This is a genomic window from Gammaproteobacteria bacterium (genome assembly GCA_035501935.1).
GTDB lineage: Bacteria > Pseudomonadota > Gammaproteobacteria > JAJPIJ01 > JAJPIJ01 > JAJPIJ01.
In genome coordinates this window covers 111,690-133,832 of the sequence record DATJVC010000025.1, presented here as the reverse complement: position 1 = coordinate 133,832, position 22,143 = coordinate 111,690, and the positions used below count along the sequence as shown (strand labels likewise).

Here is a 22,143-nt window from a genome sequence, read left to right as displayed (position 1 = left end):
GGGGAATGCGCACGTTGTACCCGGAGATCGCGGATCCGCGGGTCTATTCGTTGCCCGTGGACGACGAGCACGTTTTATACGTCGAGGAGTGTGGCACGCCGGAGGGGATCCCGGTCGTATTCCTGCATGGCGGTCCCGGTTCGGGCTGCAAGGCCTATCACCGCCAGTTCTTCGATCCGGCGCGCTATCGCATCGTACTTTTCGATCAGCGCGGGTGCGGCCGTTCAAGGCCGCAGGGCCGCACGGAAGCCAACACCACCCACGATCTAGTGGTCGATCTGGAGCGCATACGCACTCATCTGGGCATAGGCCGCTGGGTGTTGTTCGGCGGCTCCTGGGGTTCCACGCTGGCGCTCATCTACGCGCAGACGCATCCGGATCGCGTGCTGGCAATGATCCTGCGCGGAACCTTTCTTGCGAGGCAGGCGGATATGGACTGGTTTTTCAAGAACGGCCTCAATCTGATTTTTCCGGACTACTGGCAGGAGGTGATGCGCGCCTTCCCGCCGGACGGACAGTCCGACATGATCGAAACCTGCTACCGGCGCGTGCGCAGCAATGACCCCGCCGTGCGGCTGGCAGCGGCGCGTGCCTGGACGGAATGGACGGGGCGGGTCGTGACCTATCGCCTGCCGGAAGGGCCGACCCTGCCGAAGACGCCGGAGGACGAGCAGCGCATGCTGAACGACGTGCTGATTGAAAGCCACTATGCGCGGCATCGCTACTTCATTGAGCCCAATCAGATCCTGCGCGATGCGAACAAACTTCCGCGCGTGCAGACAACGCTGATCCACGGCCGCGCCGACCTCACCTGCACGGTGGAGGCATCGTGGTCGCTGCACCGGGTGCTGCCGCATTCCGAACTGGTCATCCTGCGCGACGCCGGCCACCTCGCCAGTGAACCGCCGGTGATCGACGCGCTGGTCACGGCCACCGACAAACTTGCGGCGGCATTGTGACGATACTGCCCGAGCGGCTGCGCGACCCCCGCCCATTGATCATGGGCATACTCAACGTTACGCCGGACAGTTTTTCGGATGGCGGAAGCTTTGCCTCGCCGGACAGCGCGCTGGCACAGGCGCGGCGGATGGCGGTGGAGGGCGCGGACATCATCGACGTGGGCGGCGAGTCCACCCGTCCGGGCGCGGAGCGCGTGGGCGCGCACGAGCAAATCAATCGCACGCAGGAAATCATCCGCAGCATCCGCAGGGAACTGCCGTCGATGATCGTCAGCATCGACACCACCCTGCCCGAAGTCGCGCAGACGGCGCTGGAGGCCGGTGCCAGCATGATTAACGACATAGAGGCGGGCGCGGAGCCGGGGATGCTGGAGCTGGCCGCCGCGCGGCATGCGCCCATCGTGCTCATGCACATGCAGGGAACGCCGGAGACCATGCAGGACAATCCGCGCTACGGCAACGTGGTCGAGGAAGTGAGGATTATTTTGCTGGAGCGGGCGGCCGAGGCGAAACGGCGCGGCGTGCCCAAGGACATGATCATCCTCGATCCGGGCATCGGCTTCGGCAAAACCAAGGAGCACAACCTGACATTGCTGAAACATCTCGATCGTTTCACCGCCAGCGGACATCCGATCCTGCTCGGCGCCAGCCGGAAGAAGTTCATGGGTTCCATCTGTGCCGGCGCGGAGCCGTGCGATCTGGTGGCCGCCACCTGCGCCACGACCGCACTCGGCGTCGTCGCCGGCGTGCGCATCTTCCGCGTCCATGACGTCAAGGCCAACCGCCAGGCCGCTGATGTAACATGGGCCACATTACACGCAGCATCATGAGAATGCGTTTTCAGGAATCTGGAGGTTCGCATGGAATATCGACGGCTTGGTAATTCCGGTTTTACGGTCCCCATCCTGAGCTTCGGTACCGGCACCTTCGGCGGCAAGGGCGAGCTCTTCGCCGCCTGGGGCAATACCGACGTCGCCGGGGCGCGGCGTCTGGTCGATATCTGCCTCGATGCCGGGCTCACGATGTTCGACAGCGCCGACATCTATTCCGCCGGCGCCGCTGAATCGATCCTGGGCGAGGCCATCAAGGGCCGGCGCGACCGCGTGCTCATTTCGACCAAGGCGACTTTCCGCTCCGGCGAGGCGTCGAACGAAGTCGGCTCCTCGCGCCATCACCTGATCGCAGCTTGCGAAGGGGCGCTGAAGCGGCTGGGCACCGACTACATCGATCTCTTCCAGTTGCATGGTTTTGACGCCATGACGCCGGTCGAGGAAACGCTGTCCACGCTGGACGACCTCGTGCGCGCCGGCAAGATCCGCTACCTCGGCGTTTCCAACTTCTCCGGCTGGCACCTGATGAAATCGCTGGGCGTCGCCGAGCGCTACGGCTACGCACGTTACGTCGCCAACCAGACCTACTACTCATTGATAGGCCGCGACTACGAGTGGGAGCTGATGCCGCTCGGCCTCGATCAGGGCGTGGGCGCGGTGGTCTGGAGTCCGCTCGGTTGGGGCCGGCTCACCGGCAAGGTCCGCCGCGGCCGGCCGCTGCCGAAGGTCAGCCGCCTGCACAAGACCGCCGACATCGGGCCGCACGTCGACGACGAGTACCTGTTCCGGGTCGTTGACGCGATGGACGGGATCGCGAAGGAGACCGGCAAGACCATCCCGCAGATTGCCCTCAACTGGCTGTTGCAACGGCCAACCGTGTCCACGGTCGTGATCGGCGCGCGCAACGAGGAGCAACTGCGGCAGAATCTGGGCGCGATCGGCTGGAACCTGACGGCCGATCATGTGGCGCGTCTCGATGCGGCGAGCGCGGTCACGCTGCCATATCCGTACTGGCACCAGCGGTCCACCTTCACCGAACGCAATCCGCCGCCGGTGTAATCATATGCAGCCGGATAGCGCCGTTTCCACCATCTCCCACGTCATCCAGCTTTCCGTGGCGCCGGTGTTCCTGCTGGCGGGCGTGGCCGGCATGCTGAACGTCGTCACCAATCGCCTCGGGAGAATCGTCGATCGCTTTCGCGTGCTGGAGTCCACCTTGCCCGAGGCCGATGAAGATAGAAAAGCGCAGCTTCATGTGGAGCTGGCGAGGCTCTCGCAGCGGGCGCGGCTGGTGCACTGGGCCATCATTCTCTGCACGCTGTGCGCGCTGCTCATCAGCAGCGTGGTCGCCGTGTTGTTTCTCGATTCCTTTTTGACCGTCAATATCTCCAGCATCATCGCGGGACTCTTCATCGCCGCCATGCTGGCCTTGATCGGCGGCCTGCTGTGCTTCCTGCGGGAGGTTGCCGTCGCCACCCGCACCCTGCCGACCGTGCCCAAGAGGTAATGAATGGCCCCAGCCCCCGCTTGGTTACCACACGAACAATGACCACGGCCACCGCTGCATTGCCAATATCCGCGGGTGATGATCGACACATATTGTGGGTGCCGGCGCTGCTGATCGCGCTGTTCGCATCACTGACACTGTTCCCACGCATTGCCGGCAGCACGGAACTGTCCGCCGTGTTTGCCGATATCACCGCCATCCTGGCGGCGCTGTACGGCATTGTGGTCACGCTCGTCCTCAGCGGGCGCCGCACCCCCAGATTCAGTGTGCTGTTGCGACCGTCGCACTATGTCCAGGCGATGGTTCATTCAAGCATTTTCATTTACTGGGGCTGGTATTGGCACCCAGTGTACGAAGAATTTGTACTTATTGTTTCGCAAATCGTGTTTGTGTACGTTCTCGAGGCCCTTATCGCCTGGCTGCGCGGCAAGGACTGGCAGCTGGGATTCGGGGCCTTCCCCATCATCTTCAGTACCAATCTGTTTCTTTGGTTCAAAGACGACTGGTATGCATGGCAGTTTGTCATGGTGGCGGTTGGCGTGCTGGGCAAACAATTCGTGACGTGGAGACGGGATGGCCGCCCGGCGCATATTTTCAATCCGTCGGCTTTATCGCTGTTCATTGCCTCCACCATTCTCATCTTCACCCGCCATACCGGCGTCAGCTGGGGCAACGACATCGCCAACACGCTCAACTACCCGGAACATATTTATCTTTGGATTTTCCTCGTCGGGCTCATCGTGCAGCATCTGTTCGGAGTGACGCTGGTGACGGTATCGGCGGCGATATCGTTGTTGCTGCTCGGTGCTGTCTGGTACGCGGCAACGGGGGTGTATTTCTTTTTCACCTCCGATATCCCGATTGCGGTATTTCTCGGCATGCATCTCCTGGTCACCGATCCGGCCACGTCCCCGCGCACCGATGTCGGCAAGGTGATATTCGGCGCCCTGTACGGCGCGAGTGTGATGGCCCTGTTCTGGCTGCTCGACGTGACGAATGTGCCGCCGTTTTATGACAAGCTGTTGCCGGTCCCGTTTTTGAATCTCAGTGTGCGCATGCTGGACCGTGTGGCGCGCGGCCATCCGCTGGCGTCGCTATCGGAGTGGCTGGTGGGGTACGCGCCGAAGCAACGCAATGCGGCCTACATGGGGGTGTGGATGGCGGTCTTTGCCGGGCTTCTGTCGACACACCATCTCGGCGCAATGCACCCCGGGCGCAGCTTCGCATTCTGGGAACAGGCGTGCAAAAGGGGGCTCAGGAATGGATGCCGGAATCTCCATGACCTGACGGATGCCGAATGTCTCAACGGCCAGCCGCTTGCCTGCGCCAAGATGGCGGTGATGTATCGGGATGGCACGGGCGTCGAAGCAAACGAGCGCAGGGCCTACAGATACATCCTCCGCGCGTGCAGCCTGGGCTACAAGGAAGCCTGCGATCGCATCGATCAATTTATTCCGCCACCGGATATTTCACTGTTTCCTGGCAAGGGTTAGGGCGGTACGTTCCTTCTGGTATTGATAGGGGGCACGCCATGAAGATCTCGCGTTAGAACTTGAAAAAGAATATGGCGAAGATGACGGCGCAGATATAGTAGAACACCTGCTGTAATCTGAACAACATGGGGTGCGCATCAGAATCGTATAGATCGAAGGTTGCCCGATTGCGGTTCCAGTAATAGAGTCCATCACCGAAGGTGCTGGAGATCGCCGGCACCATACACATGAAGAAGGGCACCAGCAGCAGGACATTGGTGATGAAGATGGATTTCCGCATTCCCTGGATCACCAGCATTACCAGCAGGATCCCGACGCAAATCAGGATGACGTCATTGAGCGTCAATCTCCGCGTCGTTTTTTGTTCGACCGTGACCGGAGGATTTACAGGCGCGTCTTCCAGACGTGCCTGATATTTCGCGTAGGCGATGCCGCATTTCGGACACTGCCAGTCCGGGACATTATCGGCGGTCGATCGGACATGGCCGCATTTTGGACAGGTCGTGGGCATGGCTCGGGTTATTCGGCGGCGGTATGGGCGCCTTTTTCCGCCACCGAGCGGGTCATGGGCAGGATCAAGAGGACCAGCAGCACCGCCAGCACGGCTGAAATACCGAAGATGTCGAAGTAGGCAAGCGATGCAGCCTGCGTGTCCCGCAGATTTGCCAGCGCTTGCAGGGTCATCTGTTTCGACTGGGGCGTATCAGCAGTGTATTGCTGAAAGAAGGTCTGGCCCTGGTTGATGAGCTGGTTGACTGCCGGATTGAATGAATCAAGGTGTTCATTGAGCCGCAGCGTGTGGAATTGCTCGCGGCGCTCGTGTATGGTCTGGGCGACCGAAGTACCCACGCTCCCGCCCTCGTTGCGCAAAAGGGCGAGCAGGCCGACGGCAGCGCCGCGCATTTCCTTGGGAATGTGCAGGAACGCGGCCACGTTCAGCGGGGCGAATATCATCGACAGGCCCATGATCACGAGCACCCGCGGCCAGACGACGTATTGCGGGCTGATTTCCAGATTCATCCGCGACATCCAGAAGTTTCCGAAGGCTAGGGTGAGCAGCCCCGCCGTCATCAAATAACGCGCATCAGTGCCGCGTCCCAATAGCGCGCCGGCGCAGGCCATCACGATAACCGCGAAAACGCCCGATGGCGACAGCACCAGTCCCGAGGTCGTGGCGTCGTAGCCGAACAGCGTTTGCAGCAGCGCCGGGAGCGTGGTGCTGTTGGCGTAGAGCAGGCCATAGGCGCAGAAAATGATGATGCAACAGGAGCGGAAGTTGCCGTCGGCCAGCGTGCGGAAATTGATGAGCGGATCGGCTATCCGCATCTCGCGGTGGATCAGCGCCGACAGGCAGAGCGCGAACAGGATCATGAGAGTCTGCACGCGGAAGAACGGATCACCCAGCCAGTCCCATTCCTGTCCCTTGCTCAGCACGATCTCCCAGCAGACCATGGTTACGCTCAGCAGGCACAGGCCCAGCGTATCGAAAGGCTGGTGCCGTTTACGCATGCCGGCGCGCTCGGCCTTGAGGTAGTCCGGATCCTTCACCGTGGCGCGGCACATAAGGAAGGCCAGCAATCCAATCGGCACATTGATGTAGAAGATCCAGCGCCAGCCGACGTTATCGGTGAGGTAACCACCCAAGGTCGGACCCACCACGGGCGCGAGCAACGCCGCGATGCCGAAGATGGTCATCGCCGTTCCTTGTTTCTCCTGCGGGAACGCATCCAGCAGGATGCCCTGGCTCGACGGCTGCAATCCGCCGCCTGCCAGTCCCTGAAGTATGCGGGACAGGATCAGCATGGAAAGGCTCGCGGCCATGCCGCACAGCGCGGAGGCGATGGTGAAGACGGCGATCGACAGCAGGAAATAATTTCTGCGACCCAGCCGCTTCCCCAGCCATCCGGAAATCGGCAGGATGATCGCGTTGGCCGCCAGATAACTGGTGATGACCCACTCGCTGTCGCTGGCCGGTGACGACAGGCCGCCGGCGATGTAGCGCAGCGCGACGTTGGCGATGGTGGTGTCCAGCACCTCCATGAAGGTGGGTATGACCACCGCCACCGCGACCAGCCAGGGACTGACCGCGCGGCGTTCCAAAGGAAGCGCGGCTACAGCGGAAGTTATGGGTGCGTCTCCTGCACGGCGGTTGGGGGCGCCGACGGTGGGTAGGACTGCAACATCCTGCCTGCATCCGGGCCGGTCGGTTCCTCCTGGGTGTGAACATAAGGCGTAACGGACAGGCCGATGAACAGCGGCAGTTTATCCGGGTCGTAATCCAGCAGGTCAATGCGTACCGGCAGCCGCTGCACCACTTTGACGAAATTGCCGGTGGCGTTTTCAGCGGGCAACAGTGCCAGCGTCGAGCCCGTGCCCATGGTGAAGCCGGAGACGCGGCCCTTGAAGTGCTGCCGGCCGCCGTACATGTCCACGTCCAGGTCCACCGGCTGGCCGATGCGCAAATCCCCCAGCTGGGTCTCCTTGAAATTGGCATCGACCCAGATTTCCTTGAGCGAGCGGACCGCCATCAGGGTCTGGCCGGCGACGACGTTATTGCCGGGATTCACGTTGCGCCGCGTGACGACGCCGTCGATCTCCGCCGTCACGTCGCAGTAGCGCAGGTTCAGTCTGGCTTGGTCCAGGTTGCGCTGCGCCTCGGCCAGCTTGGCTTCGGCCTGCTTCATGGGCGGCGCGTCCTTGAGCAGCTGCGCGTAGATGCGATCGATGTCGCCCTGCGGGTCGCGTTTGTAGAAATCAGCGACCATTTGCCTGGGGGATTTGCTGAATGAATCGGTGACGCCCATCTTCGCAGCCGCCTCTACCAGGCTCATTTGCGCCTGCCGGACCGAGGAAAAGGTCTGGTCCAGATCGGGGGGCACCTGGGCGAGGTCATCGCCCGATTCCGGTTTCGCCGGCAGGCCGAGTGCAGCACGCACCTGATACACGCCTTGCAGGGCCTCCTCCAGCTTCGCCTTCGCCACTTCCAGTGCTTCCTTGTGAACGTCGAATTCCTGTTTCGACATGACCCCGGTTTTGGTGAGCGGCTGCGCGCGATCAAAATCGGCCTGGGCCTTGGCCAACGAGGCCTTCTGCGACTGCATGACCGCGATTTTTGAACGCAGCAACGCCACCTGGTTGTCCACATCTTCTATGGCGTGCTCCAGACTGAAACGCAAGCTTCGCATTTCACCGGCAATGCCACGGGTCTGGGCCTGGGCGGCGACGAGATCCGCCTGCGCCGCCTCGACGGCGGCCTCGGCGACATGGACCTGCACCTGGTAGGGTTCGGGATCGAGCTGGACGAGCAGGTCTCCCTGATGCACATGATTGTTGTCGTCCACCAGCACGCGCTGGACCTGTCCGGCAACGCGCGGGGCGACGAAGGTCACATGGCCATTGACGTAGGCATCGTCCGTGGAGATCGTGTGCCATGAACGGGCCAGGCCCAGCAGGCTCGCGGCCAGGGCGGAAAGGACGACCACGGCCCCAACGGGCCTCAGCCAACGCGGCCGGGCACCGTGGCTGGTCTCCGCCGACGGCGCGGCGGGTTCCGGTGTCATGGCCTCTGATTCTGGCATGGTGGTCGCGTCGTGGATGTGCGAACCGATTATATCGCCAGTCCCATGATGTAAACATTACGCGGAAACAAGCAATGCCGACTGGTTGAAGGCGTGGACCATGCTTAATACCGGGTGATGGGGATAAAACGTTCCGGACACCGGGGAATTTGGTGAATTTCCTGTGGAAGTCCGCCTGATTTGACCAAAAATTTGGGCGGGCCGCGGATAAATCCGGCCTGCGCACGCAACGCACCCCTATGTTTTTATTTTCGAACCGGCGCCTCTCTTGGCCCGGTACATTTTAACGTCGGCCTGATTCAGCAGGTCGTCAATATCCTGATAGCTCTCGGGTCCGGTCTGCATGATCCCGATGCTGACGGTCACATTGCCCGCTTGCAGGGTGAAATCCGCGGAGATGCGTTTTAACACCTGTTCGGCATCCGCGGCATCGCAATTGGGCAGGATGACGCAGAACTCATCACCGCCGTAACGGCAGGCCACGTCGCCTTCCCGCAGGTTTGCGGTGATGGAGCGGGCCATTTGTCTCAGAACTTCATCGCCACCGCCGTGTCCGCGCTCATCGTTGATGCGCTTGAAATTGTCTATGTCCATGAAGCCGACCGAGAGGGGCTGGTGATTGCGTTTCGCCAGGCTCAAGTCGCGTTTCAGGAAGTCGTACAACGAGCGCATGTTGTACAGATTGGTCAGGCTGTCGCGCCTCGACAACTCCTCAAATTCGCGCGTCTTGGCTTCCAGTTCGTGGGCGTAGTGCCTCAACGCGTGGTGGGTGCTTTCCACTTCGCTGACCAGGCCGCGTATGTAGGTGTCGAATATCAGCGTGGTGTCGAAGAAGATCACCTTCTCCAGCGCCTCGACCGCGCGTGCCGCGCCGGCGGCGTCTTGATTCTCATGGATGGCCCGGGCCAGCAGGGATTGCAGGGTGATGACGGCCGCCAGGTAGAGTTTGGGTTCCACGCCCACGTGCTTGTGCACGAAACCGATCCGCAGGCGGTTGTTCACGTAATCACGGTCATAGCGGCCCGCGAAGAGCGCGAGGATGTAAGCGCGCTGGGCGCGCTTCAATCGCCGCAGGATGTCGGGTTTGTCGATGATCCGGGCCACCTCCTTGTGCGACAGCTGCATTTTGTAGAATTGGTCGACGATGCGGCCGGCGTTTTTGCGGATGCACGGTTCGCACTTCACCAGCAGCTTGATGTCCTTGGGGCCGAAGCCCAGCAATTTCTTGCGACGGGCCATTTCCTCGTCTGTGAATCGCATTTGCGCGGTCATGAGGTCGATTTCATTTCTCATGCCGGCACCCTGCTTTTTATCTTTAATCAGAGGACTTCTCTGCGGAATTTCCGCATCATTCGTTTCACGTGTCAGGTGCGATGTTAGTGGTATAAGTCCGCGCGCGTCCACGGCAGGGTGAACGTGGCGGGGTTTGAATTCTTTGTTGCCAGGACCTGATGAATGGAAATCCACCGCCGCTCGAAGGCATGCGCGCAGCCGGCGAGGTACAGCTGCCAGATGCGATAGCGTTTCTGGCCGGCATGGAGCAGCGCCGCCTCGCGCCGGGCCTCCAGCCGTTCCGTCCACTGCGTGAGGGTCCGCGCGTAATGCCGGCGTAGCGATTCCACGTCCACAACCTCGAAGCCCTGCCGCGACATGATGTCGACGGCCAGGGTCAGGTGCGGCAATTCGCCGTGAGGGAAGACGTAGCGCTCGATGAAGTCGCCAGCGCCGAGTCCCACGGCACGGCTATCGGGGTCCATGGCCGTGATGCCGTGGTTGAGGAAGATGCCGCCGTCGGCCAGCAGGCGGTGGGCCGTGGCGAAATACAGCGGCAGGTTTTTCAAGCCCACGTGCTCGAACATGCCCACGCTGACAATCTTGTCGAAGCGCGCTTCACCCTCTATGTCGCGGTAATCCTGCTTTAGAACCGTGCAATGCCCGCTCAGGCCTTCCCGCTCAATCCGTTCGCGGGCATAGCTGAACTGATTTTCGCTCAGGGTAATCCCGGTGGCTTGCACGCCGTGATGTTTTGCCGCCCAGCGAATCAACCCGCCCCAGCCACAACCGATGTCCAGCAACCGATCGCCGGGCTTCAACCGCAGTTTGCGGCAGATGTGCTCCAGCTTTTGCTCCTGTGCGGTATGGATGTCTTCCTCACCGGTCTGATAATAGGCACAGGAATAAACCATGTTCCGGTCGAGCCACAGCGCATAAAAATCGTTGGAAACGTCGTAGTGATAACTGACCACTTCGCTGTCGCTGTTGCGGGTGTGCGGGTACAGATGGCGCAATACGTTCCGCCACTGCCTGTTGTCCACGCCGCGCGCCATCTGCTCGCCGGCGCGGATGATGTCGCACAACGCGCCTTCGATGTCGATATATCCCTCGACGAAGGCCTCGCCCAACGTGCTCAAGCTGGGCTTGAGCACATAGCGCAGCGCCGCGGGAGACGTGAGCTTGAATACGACTGCAGGATTATTGGAGAGGGGGATTCGGTCGCCGTCCCAAAGTTCGAGGATGACCGGCGCAGAAATTCTGTTTGCCAGCCGCAGCAATAAGTGTTTGCCTGTGTTGGCTGCCAGCATATGCACACCCCTTCACCAGCATTATGAACCGTGTATTTCTTATAGCAAAAAGCACCTGTCGAGAATTGATCCGAATCAATAAATATATTAGCGCATCAGGCCGGCACCGTGGGTTTTTCGGCGGGCTTGCCGGCTGAAAGGGCCTTGGAAGTCCTGGGGTTGCGGAAAACGATCGGTCTTGGTGCAGCTTCCTTGCCGGCGGCGATCCGCTCCACCCGGTCAATGACTTCGGTGATCAGATGATGGTGGTAGGACTTGTCGCACACCGGGTCGGCATTGGCGGCATCGCCGGTCAGCATATAGGCCTGGCAGCGGCAGCCGCCGAAATCCTTGGTCTTCTCCGGACAGGACCGGCAGGGTTCCTTCATCCACTCGAAACCCCGGAACTTGTTGAAGTCCGGCGACTGGTTCCAGATCCACTCGATGCTGTGGTTGCGAACATTCGGGAACTCCATGCCGGGCAGTTGCCGCGCGGCGTGGCAGGGCAGGGCGGTGCCGTCCGGGGCGATGGTGAGAAATACAGCACCCCAGCCGTTCATGCACGCCTTCGGGCGCACTTCGTAGTAGTCGGGCACGACGTAGAAAATGCGCATCTTGCCCTTCAGCCTTTCCTGATATTCGTGAGCGATGGGTTCGGCGCGCGCCAATTGTTCGCGCGTCGGCAGCAGTTGCTCGCGGTTGTGGAAGGCCCAGCCGTAGTACTGGGTGGTCGCCAGTTCGACGTAATCGGCATCCAGCTTGATGGCGAGATCGAGCACGCCACTGATTTGATCGATGTTCTGGCGGTGCAGCACGAAGCAGAGCACCATGGGGTACTCGTATTTCTTCACCAGTCGCGCCATTTCAATCTTGTGCTGGAAGGCGTCGGTGCCGGCGATGTAGTTGTTCATCTCCTCGGTACTGGCTTGGAAACTCACTTGAATATGATCGAGTCCGGCTTCGCGGAAGGCCTTGATGCGTTTTTCGTCCATGCCGAGGCCGGAGGTGATGAGGTTGGTGTAAAAGCCCAGTTGCCGCGCCTCGGCGATGATTTCCTCCAGGTCCTGACGCACCAGCGGCTCGCCGCCGGAAAGACCCAGTTGCGCCGCGCCCATCTTGCGCGCCTCGCGCAGCACCCGCTTCCAGTCATCGGTCGACAATTCGTTCTTGATCTTGGCGAACTCGATGGGATTCGAGCAGTAGGGACACTGCAACGGACAGGCGTAGGTCAGCTCGGCCAGCAGCCAGAGCGGTTTATTGGGCAGGTTTGGGACGAATCCACTGTTGCTCATGAGCAACCTCCATAAAGGCATACACGTCGTTGTCGAGTTCGACGCCGGGGTATGCCTTTTTCAGATCAGCAATAATTTCGGCAATACTACGTTTGCCGTCGATGCGCTTCATAATCTCGGCGGAACTGCTGTTCAGCTTGATCATGCCCTCCGGGTAGAGGATGACCCAGCAATTCTGCGCCTCCTCCCACTGCAAGCGTTTGGTCGGTGCAACCTGCGGGACGGTGGCGGCACTGTAAATCCTGGTGGTGGCTTTAATCTCCATCTCAATCCTTTACATTGTGGTAAGGCGGCTTCTTTTCAAGATACGCCATCCACATGCAGTCGAGCATGGTCCACAATACGTCCAGTTTCAACTGCAAAATGTTCAATGCCTTTTCCTGCAACTCGCGGGTATTGAAGTAATCCAGAGTGATTTGCAGGCCATGCTCGACGTCGCGGCGGGCCTCTGACAGGCGCTTGCGGAAGTAGGCGTAGCCCTTGGGTTCGATCCAGGGGTAATACTCCGGCCATTTGTCGAGGCGCTTCTGGTGGATCTTCGGCGCGAACAATTCCGTAAGCGATGAGCAGGCGGCCTCCTGCCAGGACGCCTGGCGGGCGAAGTTGATATAGGCGTCGATGGCAAACCGCACGCCCGGAAGCACATGCTCCTGCGAATACAATTCCTCGCGGGTCAGGCCCACCGCCTCGCCCAGTTGCAGCCAGGCCTCGATGCCGCCTTCATTCCCCTGCGTGCCGTCGTGATCGATGATGCGCTGCACCCACGAGCGGCGTATGTCGCGGTGCGGGCAGTTGGCCATGATGGCGGCGTCCTTCACCGGGATGATGATCTGATAGTAGAAGCGGTTGGCGGTCCAACCCTGAATGGCGGCTTTATCGAGCTTTCCCGAATTCATCAGCAGATGGAATTCGTGGTTGATGTGGTAATACTTCTCCTTGTCGCGCAGCTTCTGTTCGAACTCCGCGCGCGACCAGGGCTTGCTGTCCTTGGGTCTGGGAAGCAGATAGGCGGGTTTATAGGTAGTGACCGTCATAAGTTGATGTCCATTCCGTCGTAGGCGACTTCCCAGCCGGCCGCGGCGCAGGCCTTACGTTCCGCGCTGTCTTCGAGCAGGATGGGATTGGTTGTATTGATATGGATGAAAATTTTACGCTTGACGCCGAGGTCCTTGAAGGCGGCGATGGTGCCATCGGGTTCATTCACGCTCATGTGGCCCATGCGTTTGCCGGTCTTGGTGCCGACCCTGCCCTTGATCATTTCATCGTCCGTCCACAACGTACCGTCGAAAAGCACGAGCGGCGCGCCCCGCAGGCGTTTGGAAAGTTCCGGCGGCATGGAGGCGCAGCCGGGGATGTAGAAGAACCGGGTTTGTCCCTTGGTGTCGCGCACCTCCAGCGCAATGGTGTCTTCCTCCACCGAACCGAAGTTGGCGCCTTTGGTGGCGTCCTCCAGCCACAAGGCAATCTTGCCAGGCACGGAGAAGGGGACGACCACGATGCCGGAGGTCCTGCCGTCCGGGTGCTGGAGTTCCGTGGGTTGATTCAAGGTGATCGTTTCACGTTTCACGAATTCTGGATTGAGAACATTGAAGACCGCATTGGTCCCCAGAATACCCATGACCCGGCGGGTGCCGTAGAGACGCAGCGGTTGCGATTCGCGCAAGGTGAGCAGGCCGGTGATGTGGTCCACGTCGGCGTTGGTGACCACCACGCCCTTGATCGGGCTGTGCCGCGGACCTTGTTTGGGATCGGGATGCAAAATGGCGTTGTCGTTGATTTGCTGTCGCAGATCGGGCGAGGCATTGAACAGAAACCAGTCACGGCCGTCGGCGCTGACCGCGATCGACGACTGCGTGCGCGGGTTGGCGTTGGTCTCCTTGTTGCGGGCGCGACGGCTGATGGGGTGATTGCAGTTCCACTGCGGGAACCCACCACCGGCGCCTGAACCGAGTACGTGTATGTGCATGATCTGCCCGAATCGTGACCGTAGGTTCTGATTTTACTCCGTGTCCAAAACTTAAGCCCCGTAACGGCGGTCAAATGACACCACCCTTACAGGGCTTGAGTTTAAAACCAGGGACCGTCGTTTGACGGTCCCCGACTGCGACCGAATTAACGGTTGCTGATGTACATCGTCACTTCGAAGCCGAAGCGGACATCACTGAAAGCAGGGGTTTCCCATTTCATGATCTGTCTCCTTAGTTAAGGTTGTCGATATCAACGGAAACAAGGCTTGTTGACCTAGGCACCTCATTTCCACCCTTGTGTCCCAAGATACTACTTTGGACACGCTCTAAACTATGCATCGCGTGTGCCAATAAAAATAAATAAATATATTTCAGTAAGTTAATTAATTTTCTGGCGAATAATCGTATTTGTGGCCAAGTGTTATGGATGATCAGAATCATATCAGATGGTTATTTATAACCGATCCATGACTACCCGGCTGCCCTCGCTGCCTGTTTCTTTGTGGCCAGCGTCTGCCGGAGCGTCCGTGCGCACTCGACCATGTTGGTGAGCGCGGCTTCGACTTCTTCCCAAGTTCGCGTCTTCAAGCCGCAATCAGGGTTGATCCAGAGATCCTCGGCAGCGATATGCGCCAATGCGCGCCCAGCCAGTTCCTGCATCTCGCCGCTCGGCACGGCGCGCGGCGAATGGATGTCGTAAACCCCGGGACCGATGCCGCGCGCATAGCGGCGATCGGCAAAGGCGTTGAGCAGTTCCATGCGCGAGCGGGCCGTTTCGATGGTGATGACGTCGGCATCCAGGTCGACAATCGCGTGCAGAATGTCGTTGAACTCGCTGTAGCACATGTGGGTGTGGATCTGCGTGTCATCGCTGGCGCCGCCACTGGCCACGCGGAAGGCGAAGACGGCCCATGAGAGGTAGGCCTTTTGCTCGCGATGACGCAGGGGCAATCCTTCCCGGAACGCCGGTTCATCGATCTGAATGATGGGCAGCCCGGCCTGCTCCAGGTCATGCACCTCGTCACGCAGCGTCAATGCCAGTTGCAATACGGTCTCCGCTCGCGGCTGATCGTCGCGAACGAACGACCATTGCAACAGTGTCACCGGCCCGGTGAGCATTCCCTTCATTGGCTTCGAAGTAAGCGATTGCGCGTAGGCCGACCATGCCACGGTCATGGGACGCGGCCGGCTGATGTCGCCATGGATGATTGGCGGTTTGACGCAGCGCGAACCGTAACTCTGCACCCAACCCTGCGCGGTCACGGCAATACCGTCGAATTGTCCGCCAAAATATTCCACCATGTCGCCGCGTTCCGGTTCGCCATGCACCAGCACGTCAAGTCCATAGCGTTCCTGCGCGGCCACAACTTTGCGTATTTCTTCGCGCAAGCGCTGACGATAATCGTTTTCGCTCAACAAGCCTTCCCGATGCCGCTTCCGCCAGCCGCGGATCTCGGCGGTCTGCGGGAATGATCCGATCGTGGTCGTCGGAAACAGCGGCAGTCGCAAGCGCGCCTGCTGGCGCCTGCGGCGTGTGGCGTATGTGCCATGACGCTGGCCCCACCCGGCATCCATACGGGCCATTTTGGCCCGCACCTCCGGGTTGCGGGTCTTGATCGAGTCGCGACGTGATTTTATTGCATCCGCGGCTGCGTCAAATTCAGCGGAAACAGTTTGCCGGTCTTCATCAATGGCGCGTTTTATGGCTGTCACTTCCTTTAGTTTTTGCCGCGCGAAGGCAATCCATGAGCGTATTTCCGGGTCAAGTCCAGATTCCGGATTTACATCCAGCGGCACATGCAATAACGAACAGCTGGACGCCAGCCACAAACGCTCGCCCAAACGCTCTTGCGCCTGGCGGGCGAGGTCAAGCGCCGCATTGAGATCTGCTCGCCACACATTGCGGCCGTCGATCAAGCCCAGCGACAGAATTTTGTAATCGCCGATGCGATCGAGGATGGGGATCAATTGAAGCGGCGCTCTGACCAGATCAATGTGCAGGCCGGCGACCGGCAGGGCGGTGGCGACGCTGGTGTTGTCATCCAGGGCGCCGAAATAGGTGGCAAGCAGAATCTTGACGGGCGTCGAACGCAGGACGTGATAGCCGCGTTCGAAGGCGTTGAGCCATGCAGGCGGCAGATCCAGCGCCAGGATGGGCTCATCAAGCTGCACCCACTCAGCGCCGGCCGCGGCCAGCCGCTGCAGAATTTCCCGATATGCGGGCAGCAGGTTTTCGAGCAGGGGCAGCCTGTCGCCGCCCGTCGCCAGCTTGCCGAGCCAGAGATAGGTCAGCGGCCCGACCAGCACCGGTTTGGGACGATGACCCAGTTCACAGGCTTCGCGCACCTCATCGAACAGCCGCGTGTTACCGATATGAAAGGTCCGATCGGCACGAAATTCCGGGACGATGTAGTGGTAATTCGTGTCGAACCATTTGGTCATTTCGCAGGCGGCGACATCCGGGCGGCCCTGCGCGCGGCCGCGCGCCATGTGGAATACCGTGTCCAGGCCGATTTCGCCTGTTTCCCGGCCAAAACGCTCCGGCACCACGCCAAGCAGCGCGGACATATCGAGGACATGATCGTAATAGGAGAAATCGCCGACGCAGACGAAATCAAGGCCGGCCTCGCGCTGCCATTGCCATGACAGGCGCCGCAAGTTGCGCCCCACCGCCAGTAAATCCTCAATGCCGCCTTCGCCCCGCCAATAGGATTCCAGCGCCCATTTCAGTTCCCGCCCCGGCCCGATGCGGGGAAAGCCCAGAATATGTCCCGTGCTCATGTTCGATTCTCCATCTGCTTGAATATGCGGGCGGGAAGTATCGGGTGGCTCTGTACATGAATCAAATGATTTGTATTTTTATTTAAGATGAATTATTTTCATACACCATGTTTCTCGAAATCCGTCACTTGCAGAGCCTTGCTGCCATCCGCGACAGCGGCGGGGTGGCGCAGGCCGCAGAACGGCTGCATCTCACCCAGTCGGCGCTGTCGCATCAAATCAAGGCGCTGGAAGACCGTTGCGGCGGCACGCTCTTCGTCCGCAAGAGCCGGCCGGTGATGTTCACTCCACTGGGCAGGCATTTCCTGGCGCTGGCCGAACGGGTGCTGCCGGAGGTGGAGCGCGCCGAACGCGAAGGCAAGCGCCTGGCGGGCGGCGCCGCCGGCCGGCTGTACATCGCCATCGACTGTCACAGTTGCATCGATTGGCTGCTGCCGTCGATGGACGCCTACCGGGAGCGCTGGCCCGAGGTTGAGCTGGACTTGTCGCTTTCGCACAGCTTCAATCCGCTGCCCGCCCTGCTCGACGGCAGCGTCGATCTCGTCATTACTTCCGACCCGGAAAATCATCCGCGCCTGCGCTTTGTCCGCCTGTTTCGCTATCAGTCGGTGCTGATCATGGCCAACAATCACCCGCTTGCCGCGCGCAAGTTCATCGAGCCCGCGGACCTGCGCGATGAAACGGTCATTACTTATCCTGTGAACGAGGACAGGCTCGATCTCTACCGCGCCTTCCTCAATCCCGCGCGCGTGCGGCCGGCGGCGCGGCGCACGGCCGAACTGACCTCTGTGATCGTGCAACTGGTCGCCAGCGGCCGCGGCGTAGCCGCCCTGCCCAGCTGGGCGGTGGATAAATATTTGCAGGCCGGATATGTGAGCAGCAGCCGGCTCAGCCGCAAGGGCGTATGGGCGACGCTGCATGCCGGCTGTCGGCGGGAGGATGCGGATATCCCTTACGTGAAGGGCTTCGTCGCGCAGGCGCGCAGCATATCGGCAAAGACCTTGACCGGTATTCGTCCCGTCTTGTAGGAGCGCCCTGAATAAGTCCATCCTGGACTTCTCAGAGTTCGGCCGGCAAAAAGCGCGGTTTTTGCCGGCCTCCGATTTTCAACGGCTTACCGCCGTTGAAAACGGTGGCACATCCCTGTGCCACGGCAATCTCCGCCTTTCGCGGAGATTCCTGATCGGGTGCAGCCGCGCGGACCTATGCTAACGTGTGCCGGAATATGGCCGACCATTTGCTATTTCTGACCGGCAAGCTCGCTGAAAACAGCCTGCGGCGGGTGATGCAAGGCCTCGCGCCGACGCCCTTCACTTATGAGATTCTCAACATCGGCGTCAGCGTGGCGGCGTTGATGACGGCGGACATGATCCTGCGGCGCCTTACCGACATCCGCGGCGCCACGAAGATCATGGTGCCGGGCCTGTGCACCGGCGACTTGGGAAAAGTCAGCGCCATGCTGGGCGTGCCGGTCGAACGCGGGCCGGTTGACCTCAAGGATTTGCCGGCTTACTTTGGGAGTGGCGGCAAACCCCGCGATTTGAGCCGCCACGATATGCAGATATTCGCCGAGATCGTCGATGCGCCGCAAATCAGCGTTGATGAAATATTAAGACGCGCCGAGAGTTATTGCAGCGATGGCGCGGACATCATCGACATCGGCTGCCTGCCCAGCACGCCGTTTCCACATCTGGAGGACGCCGTGCGCGCCCTGCGCGGGGCCGGCCATCGGGTCAGCGTCGATTCCATCGAGCCGGACGAGTTGCGGCGCGGCGGCGGCGCAGGCGCGGATTATCTGTTGAGCCTCAAGGAAAGCACGCTGGCGCTGACCGATGAGGTGGAATCGACGCCCGTGCTGATCCCCGAGCAGATGGGTGACATGGACTCCCTCTATCGCGCCATGGACGCGTTGGAGGCGAAGGGCCGCCGCTACATCGTCGACAGCATTCTCGACCCCATCCATTTTGGATTGACCGCGTCCATTGTGCGCTACCACGCCCTGCGCGAACGTTATCCCGATACCGAGATCATGATGGGCGTGGGCAATCTGTCGGAGCTCACGGATGCCGATACCTCCGGCATCAATGCGGTGCTGCTCGGGATCATGTCCGAGCTGCGCATCACGCACCTGTTGACGACTCAGGTCAGCCCGCATGCCCGCGCCTGTGTGCGCGAGCTGGATCACATGCGGCGGATTCTGTTCGCCGCGCGCGAAGACGGCAGCCTGCCGCGCGGCTACGATGCGGCATTGCTGGCGGTGCATGAGCGCAAGCCCTTTCCGTACACGACGGAGGAGATCAACGAGATGGCGGCGCTGGTGCGCGATCCCAGTTACCGCGTGCAGGTCACGGAGGCGGGCATCCACGTATATAATCGCGATGGGCTGGAAGTGGCCGGCGATCCGTTTGCCTTGTTTTCGCGATTGCAGCTGCTGAAGGATGATGCGCCGCATGCGTTTTACATGGGCGTGGAACTGGCCAAGGCGCAAATCGCCTGGCAACTGGGCAAACGTTACACGCAGGATGAAGAGCTGTCGTGGGGTTGCGCGGTGCCGCCCGAGAAGAAGGCCGCGCCGAGCGATCTGCATGCCTACAAACCGGAAGGCGAGACCTTGAAGAAGCGGGTCAAAAAATCGCGAGTTAAAAAGAGTACGGCCAAATGATCTACGAAACCGTGGTCATCACCCGTAGTCCGCAGGGCATTCCGCACATCGCTCCCATGGGCATGCGCGAGAACGAGGGGCTGGTTGTGCTCGCGCCCTTTCGTCCTTCGGCGACGCTGGACAATCTCGAAGCCACGCGCTGTGTCGTCGTCAATATGACGGATGACGTCTCCATCATTGCCGGCTGCCTCACCGGCCGGCGGGACTGGCCCACCATACCGGTGGAACGTGTCCAGGGCACGCGGCTGGCCAATGCGCTGGCGCATCTGGAGTGTGAAGTGGAGAGAATAAAAGAAGACCCCGAGCGCCCGCGTTTTTATTGCCGGGTGGTGCACCAGGAAACGCACGCGCCGTTCAAGGGATTCAACCGTGCGCAGGCGGCGGTGCTGGAGGCGGCCATACTGGTCAGCCGGTTGCACATGCTGCCGCAAAAAAAGATCGATCAGGAATTGCAATACCTCGCCATCGCCATTGAGAAGACCGCGGGCGAGCGGGAAAAGCTCGCGTGGGGCTGGCTGCTGGAGGCCATAGACGCGCATCGTAAAAACAACAGCGATACATGGGAGACCACGGCATGACGGCCTTGCTTGCCAGCGTGCGTTCCCTGTTCGAGGCGCGCATCGCGCTCGAACACGGCGCCGACATCATCGATCTCAAGGAACCGGATGCCGGCGCCTTGGGAGCGGTATCCGAAGAGGTCGCGCGCTCGGTGGTCAAGTTCATCGACGGACGGGTGCCGATAAGCGCAACCATTGGCGATGAGTTGGACACTACACACGCCGTCGCGGCGGTGCAGCGGCTGGCAGAATTGGGTGCGAATATCATCAAGGTTGGATTGTTCAATCTCGAACAACGCATGCATCTATTATCGGCACTGCGGGATTTGTCGGGTGACGGTTTACGAATTGTGGCGGTGATATTTGCCGATGTGGATTCCTTTCTTTATATCAACGATGTAGCCGAAGCGGGTTTGCACGGAGTGATGGTGGATACCGCTGCCAAGGAACGCGGGAGTCTCCGCCAGCTTATTCCCGATCGCGCACTGGCCGGCTTTGTGGCGCGGGCGCGCGAAGCGGGTTTATATTGCGGTCTGGCAGGCAGTTTGCGGTTGGAGGATATTCAATCGTTACTGGCTCTGGCGCCGGACTACTTGGGGTTTCGTGGTGCGCTATGTGGTGATGGGCGCAGAACCGAAACCCTGGATGCGGAAAAAATCAGACAAATTCGCGACAGCTTAAATGTTGAAACGCCAACAGATCGAAGAATGCTGGCAGGAGGGTAACGATATGACACAGTGGCGGAAGAAAACAGCGGACGAAGTGTATAGCGAGGATGAAATCAAGGCGCGGCTCAAGGAAGAATTGCCGCACTGGTATTACGAGGACGGCTGGATCCGCCGCAAATACAAAACCCACAGTTGGAAGGGCACGCTGATGGTGGTCAACACCGTCGGTCATCTTTGCGAGGCCGCGTTTCATCATCCCGATATGACAGTCTCGTATGCCTTCGTGATCGTAAAGCTGATGAACCACGCCGCCAAGGGCGTGACCGAAAAGGACTTCCAACTCGCAAAGAAGATCGAGGAAGTGATCCAGTGGCAGCCGGGCAAGGAGGAGGGCACGGCACTCGAAGGCACGCCCGACGACCCGCGCTTCAAATACCTCAAATACGACTAAGCAGACCGTGCCGTGGTCGACGGCAATGGGTCATGTTATGGAGCAAATCCGCACCCTATAACAAGTTTGGTAGCCTATGGTGGTCCGTGTTCCCGTATGGGAAGGACCTTCAGGAGCAGTACCTGGTCGCGACGATGGTACATGTTGATGAACGAATACTCCAGGTCTCTGACCTGAGGGTGACCGTTGAGGATCAGGTAGTCCTCACGAATCTATCCTTCACTGTGCGACGGGGAGAGGTTGTGACGATTCTCGGTCCGAACGGCGCGGGAAAGACCATGCTCCTCCGCGCCCTTCTCGGGACATTGCCGTACGAGGGAGTGATCACATGGAAGAAGGGCATGCGCATCGGTTATGTCCCTCAGCGTTTACCCTATATCAGGAACATCCCCCTCAGCGTGGCGGATTTTTTCGCACTGAGGCAGAACGGTGGGTCCGATGTCGGCGCAATGCTCCATACTGTCGGGCTCGGGGCGGAGCTAGGAAAAAAACGGATCAGCGACTTCTCTTCCGGTCAATTCCAGCGGATCCTCATTGCCTGGGCCCTCGCCAAAGACCCTGAAGTCCTCCTATTCGACGAACCAACGACGGGTATCGATATCGGCGGTGAAGAGACTGTCTATGGGCTTCTCGCGCGGCTCCAGCACGAACGGAACCTGACTATGCTGATCGTCACGCACGATCTGGCCGTGGTCCACAGACTTTCGTCCATGGTGCTTTGTCTGAACCGACAACTCGTCTGCATGGGGCCGCCTCTCTCGACGCTCACACCAGAGAACCTTCAGCGGCTGTATGGGACTGAGGTGAAGTTCTACGAACATAAACACGAGTAGAGGC

General features: G+C 60.1%; 22 protein-coding genes. 11 read left to right on the top strand and 11 right to left on the bottom strand.

All coding sequences use genetic code 11. The features are described 5' to 3' along the window. The first annotated feature begins 5 nt into the window (after positions 1-5). The 5 genes from pip to VMH34_07270 are packed head-to-tail and all read left to right on the top strand — an operon-like array spanning position 6 to position 4,789. On the top strand, positions 6-959 hold the full coding sequence (gene pip / locus VMH34_07290) for a prolyl aminopeptidase (GenBank protein ID HTT08578.1): 954 nt from the start codon (positions 6-8) through the stop codon (positions 957-959). After that, positions 956-1,789, top strand: coding sequence for a dihydropteroate synthase (gene folP, locus VMH34_07285; GenBank protein HTT08577.1), 834 nt, complete (start codon positions 956-958; stop codon positions 1,787-1,789). Before pip ends, folP begins: the two co-directional genes overlap by 4 nt. A gap of 30 nt (positions 1,790-1,819) precedes the next feature. Continuing rightward, positions 1,820-2,848 (top strand): aldo/keto reductase, encoded by a 1,029-nt coding sequence (locus tag VMH34_07280; protein HTT08576.1) that lies wholly within the window; start codon positions 1,820-1,822, stop codon positions 2,846-2,848. A gap of 4 nt (positions 2,849-2,852) precedes the next feature. Next, positions 2,853-3,296, top strand: a complete 444-nt coding sequence (locus VMH34_07275; GenBank protein HTT08575.1) for a DUF2721 domain-containing protein — start codon at positions 2,853-2,855, stop codon at positions 3,294-3,296. A 38-nt stretch (positions 3,297-3,334) separates the two neighbouring features. Continuing rightward, the gene (locus VMH34_07270; protein ID HTT08574.1) at positions 3,335-4,789 is read left to right on the top strand and encodes a hypothetical protein; all 1,455 of its coding nucleotides are present in this window, start codon (positions 3,335-3,337) and stop codon (positions 4,787-4,789) included. 52 nt (positions 4,790-4,841) lie between these two features. Here VMH34_07270 and VMH34_07265 read toward each other — a convergent pair whose 3' ends face one another. From VMH34_07265 to metE, 11 genes are all read right to left on the bottom strand, one after another. Next, positions 4,842-5,300, bottom strand: coding sequence for a hypothetical protein (locus tag VMH34_07265; protein HTT08573.1), 459 nt, complete (start codon positions 5,298-5,300; stop codon positions 4,842-4,844). 8 nt (positions 5,301-5,308) lie between these two features. Beyond that, complete coding sequence (locus tag VMH34_07260; GenBank protein ID HTT08572.1) at positions 5,309-6,889, bottom strand: DHA2 family efflux MFS transporter permease subunit; 1,581 nt, start codon at positions 6,887-6,889, stop codon at positions 5,309-5,311. A gap of 23 nt (positions 6,890-6,912) precedes the next feature. Continuing rightward, positions 6,913-8,367 (bottom strand): HlyD family secretion protein, encoded by a 1,455-nt coding sequence (locus tag VMH34_07255; GenBank protein HTT08571.1) that lies wholly within the window; start codon positions 8,365-8,367, stop codon positions 6,913-6,915. A gap of 237 nt (positions 8,368-8,604) precedes the next feature. Next, positions 8,605-9,660: a GGDEF domain-containing protein gene (locus tag VMH34_07250; protein HTT08570.1), complete on the bottom strand. Its 1,056-nt coding sequence runs from the start codon at positions 9,658-9,660 to the stop codon at positions 8,605-8,607. A gap of 83 nt (positions 9,661-9,743) precedes the next feature. Next, entirely contained in the window at positions 9,744-10,949 is a 1,206-nt protein-coding gene (locus tag VMH34_07245) for a cyclopropane-fatty-acyl-phospholipid synthase family protein (GenBank protein HTT08569.1), read from the bottom strand. Positions 10,950-11,044: 95 nt separating this feature from the next. Then, positions 11,045-12,220, bottom strand: a complete 1,176-nt coding sequence (gene pqqE / locus VMH34_07240) for a pyrroloquinoline quinone biosynthesis protein PqqE (GenBank protein ID HTT08568.1) — start codon at positions 12,218-12,220, stop codon at positions 11,045-11,047. Beyond that, positions 12,183-12,485, bottom strand: coding sequence for a pyrroloquinoline quinone biosynthesis peptide chaperone PqqD (gene pqqD / locus VMH34_07235; GenBank protein ID HTT08567.1), 303 nt, complete (start codon positions 12,483-12,485; stop codon positions 12,183-12,185). The genes pqqE and pqqD overlap by 38 nt, the downstream gene beginning before the upstream one ends. Position 12,486: 1 nt before the next feature. After that, positions 12,487-13,254, bottom strand: coding sequence for a pyrroloquinoline-quinone synthase PqqC (gene pqqC, locus VMH34_07230; protein ID HTT08566.1), 768 nt, complete (start codon positions 13,252-13,254; stop codon positions 12,487-12,489). Continuing rightward, positions 13,251-14,186, bottom strand: a complete 936-nt coding sequence (gene pqqB, locus VMH34_07225) for a pyrroloquinoline quinone biosynthesis protein PqqB (protein ID HTT08565.1) — start codon at positions 14,184-14,186, stop codon at positions 13,251-13,253. The genes pqqC and pqqB overlap by 4 nt, the downstream gene beginning before the upstream one ends. Before the next feature lie 146 nt (positions 14,187-14,332). After that, positions 14,333-14,407, bottom strand: a complete 75-nt coding sequence (gene pqqA, locus VMH34_07220; GenBank protein ID HTT08564.1) for a pyrroloquinoline quinone precursor peptide PqqA — start codon at positions 14,405-14,407, stop codon at positions 14,333-14,335. Positions 14,408-14,658: 251 nt separating this feature from the next. Further along, positions 14,659-16,968: a 5-methyltetrahydropteroyltriglutamate--homocysteine S-methyltransferase gene (metE, locus tag VMH34_07215; protein ID HTT08563.1), complete on the bottom strand. Its 2,310-nt coding sequence runs from the start codon at positions 16,966-16,968 to the stop codon at positions 14,659-14,661. Between the two features lie 107 nt (positions 16,969-17,075). On the opposite strand from metE, the gene VMH34_07210 reads away from it, so the two are divergent. The 6 genes from VMH34_07210 (at position 17,076) to VMH34_07185 (ending at position 22,139) form a co-directional block, all read left to right on the top strand. Then, positions 17,076-17,996, top strand: coding sequence for a LysR family transcriptional regulator (locus VMH34_07210; GenBank protein ID HTT08562.1), 921 nt, complete (start codon positions 17,076-17,078; stop codon positions 17,994-17,996). Positions 17,997-18,193: 197 nt separating this feature from the next. Beyond that, positions 18,194-19,630: a DUF6513 domain-containing protein gene (locus VMH34_07205; GenBank protein HTT08561.1), complete on the top strand. Its 1,437-nt coding sequence runs from the start codon at positions 18,194-18,196 to the stop codon at positions 19,628-19,630. Then, positions 19,627-20,208: a DUF447 domain-containing protein gene (locus VMH34_07200; GenBank protein HTT08560.1), complete on the top strand. Its 582-nt coding sequence runs from the start codon at positions 19,627-19,629 to the stop codon at positions 20,206-20,208. Before VMH34_07205 ends, VMH34_07200 begins: the two co-directional genes overlap by 4 nt. Further along, positions 20,205-20,912 carry a (5-formylfuran-3-yl)methyl phosphate synthase gene (locus VMH34_07195; protein ID HTT08559.1) on the top strand — a complete coding sequence of 236 codons (708 nt, stop codon included), beginning with the start codon at positions 20,205-20,207 and terminating at the stop codon, positions 20,910-20,912. The genes VMH34_07200 and VMH34_07195 overlap by 4 nt, the downstream gene beginning before the upstream one ends. A 4-nt stretch (positions 20,913-20,916) precedes the next feature. Further along, on the top strand, positions 20,917-21,306 hold the full coding sequence (locus VMH34_07190) for a 4a-hydroxytetrahydrobiopterin dehydratase (GenBank protein HTT08558.1): 390 nt from the start codon (positions 20,917-20,919) through the stop codon (positions 21,304-21,306). A 32-nt stretch (positions 21,307-21,338) separates the two neighbouring features. Further along, positions 21,339-22,139: a metal ABC transporter ATP-binding protein gene (locus VMH34_07185; protein HTT08557.1), complete on the top strand. Its 801-nt coding sequence runs from the start codon at positions 21,339-21,341 to the stop codon at positions 22,137-22,139. The last annotated feature ends 4 nt before the right edge of the window (positions 22,140-22,143 follow it).

Coding starts and splice junctions, on each gene's coding strand:
- pip (HTT08578.1), top strand. CDS start 6: ATGCGCACGTTGTACCCGGAGATCGCGGATCCGCGGGTCTATTCGTTG.
- VMH34_07280 (HTT08576.1), top strand. CDS start 1,820: ATGGAATATCGACGGCTTGGTAATTCCGGTTTTACGGTCCCCATCCTG.
- VMH34_07275 (HTT08575.1), top strand. CDS start 2,853: ATGCAGCCGGATAGCGCCGTTTCCACCATCTCCCACGTCATCCAGCTT.
- VMH34_07270 (HTT08574.1), top strand. CDS start 3,335: ATGACCACGGCCACCGCTGCATTGCCAATATCCGCGGGTGATGATCGA.
- VMH34_07265 (HTT08573.1), bottom strand. CDS start 5,300: ATGCCCACGACCTGTCCAAAATGCGGCCATGTCCGATCGACCGCCGAT.
- VMH34_07255 (HTT08571.1), bottom strand. CDS start 8,367: ATGCCAGAATCAGAGGCCATGACACCGGAACCCGCCGCGCCGTCGGCG.
- VMH34_07250 (HTT08570.1), bottom strand. CDS start 9,660: ATGAGAAATGAAATCGACCTCATGACCGCGCAAATGCGATTCACAGAC.
- VMH34_07245 (HTT08569.1), bottom strand. CDS start 10,949: ATGCTGGCAGCCAACACAGGCAAACACTTATTGCTGCGGCTGGCAAAC.
- pqqE (HTT08568.1), bottom strand. CDS start 12,220: ATGAGCAACAGTGGATTCGTCCCAAACCTGCCCAATAAACCGCTCTGG.
- pqqD (HTT08567.1), bottom strand. CDS start 12,485: ATGGAGATTAAAGCCACCACCAGGATTTACAGTGCCGCCACCGTCCCG.
- pqqC (HTT08566.1), bottom strand. CDS start 13,254: ATGACGGTCACTACCTATAAACCCGCCTATCTGCTTCCCAGACCCAAG.
- pqqB (HTT08565.1), bottom strand. CDS start 14,186: ATGCACATACACGTACTCGGTTCAGGCGCCGGTGGTGGGTTCCCGCAG.
- metE (HTT08563.1), bottom strand. CDS start 16,968: ATGAGCACGGGACATATTCTGGGCTTTCCCCGCATCGGGCCGGGGCGG.
- VMH34_07210 (HTT08562.1), top strand. CDS start 17,076: ATGTTTCTCGAAATCCGTCACTTGCAGAGCCTTGCTGCCATCCGCGAC.
- VMH34_07205 (HTT08561.1), top strand. CDS start 18,194: ATGGCCGACCATTTGCTATTTCTGACCGGCAAGCTCGCTGAAAACAGC.
- VMH34_07200 (HTT08560.1), top strand. CDS start 19,627: ATGATCTACGAAACCGTGGTCATCACCCGTAGTCCGCAGGGCATTCCG.
- VMH34_07195 (HTT08559.1), top strand. CDS start 20,205: ATGACGGCCTTGCTTGCCAGCGTGCGTTCCCTGTTCGAGGCGCGCATC.
- VMH34_07190 (HTT08558.1), top strand. CDS start 20,917: ATGACACAGTGGCGGAAGAAAACAGCGGACGAAGTGTATAGCGAGGAT.
- VMH34_07185 (HTT08557.1), top strand. CDS start 21,339: ATGTTATGGAGCAAATCCGCACCCTATAACAAGTTTGGTAGCCTATGG.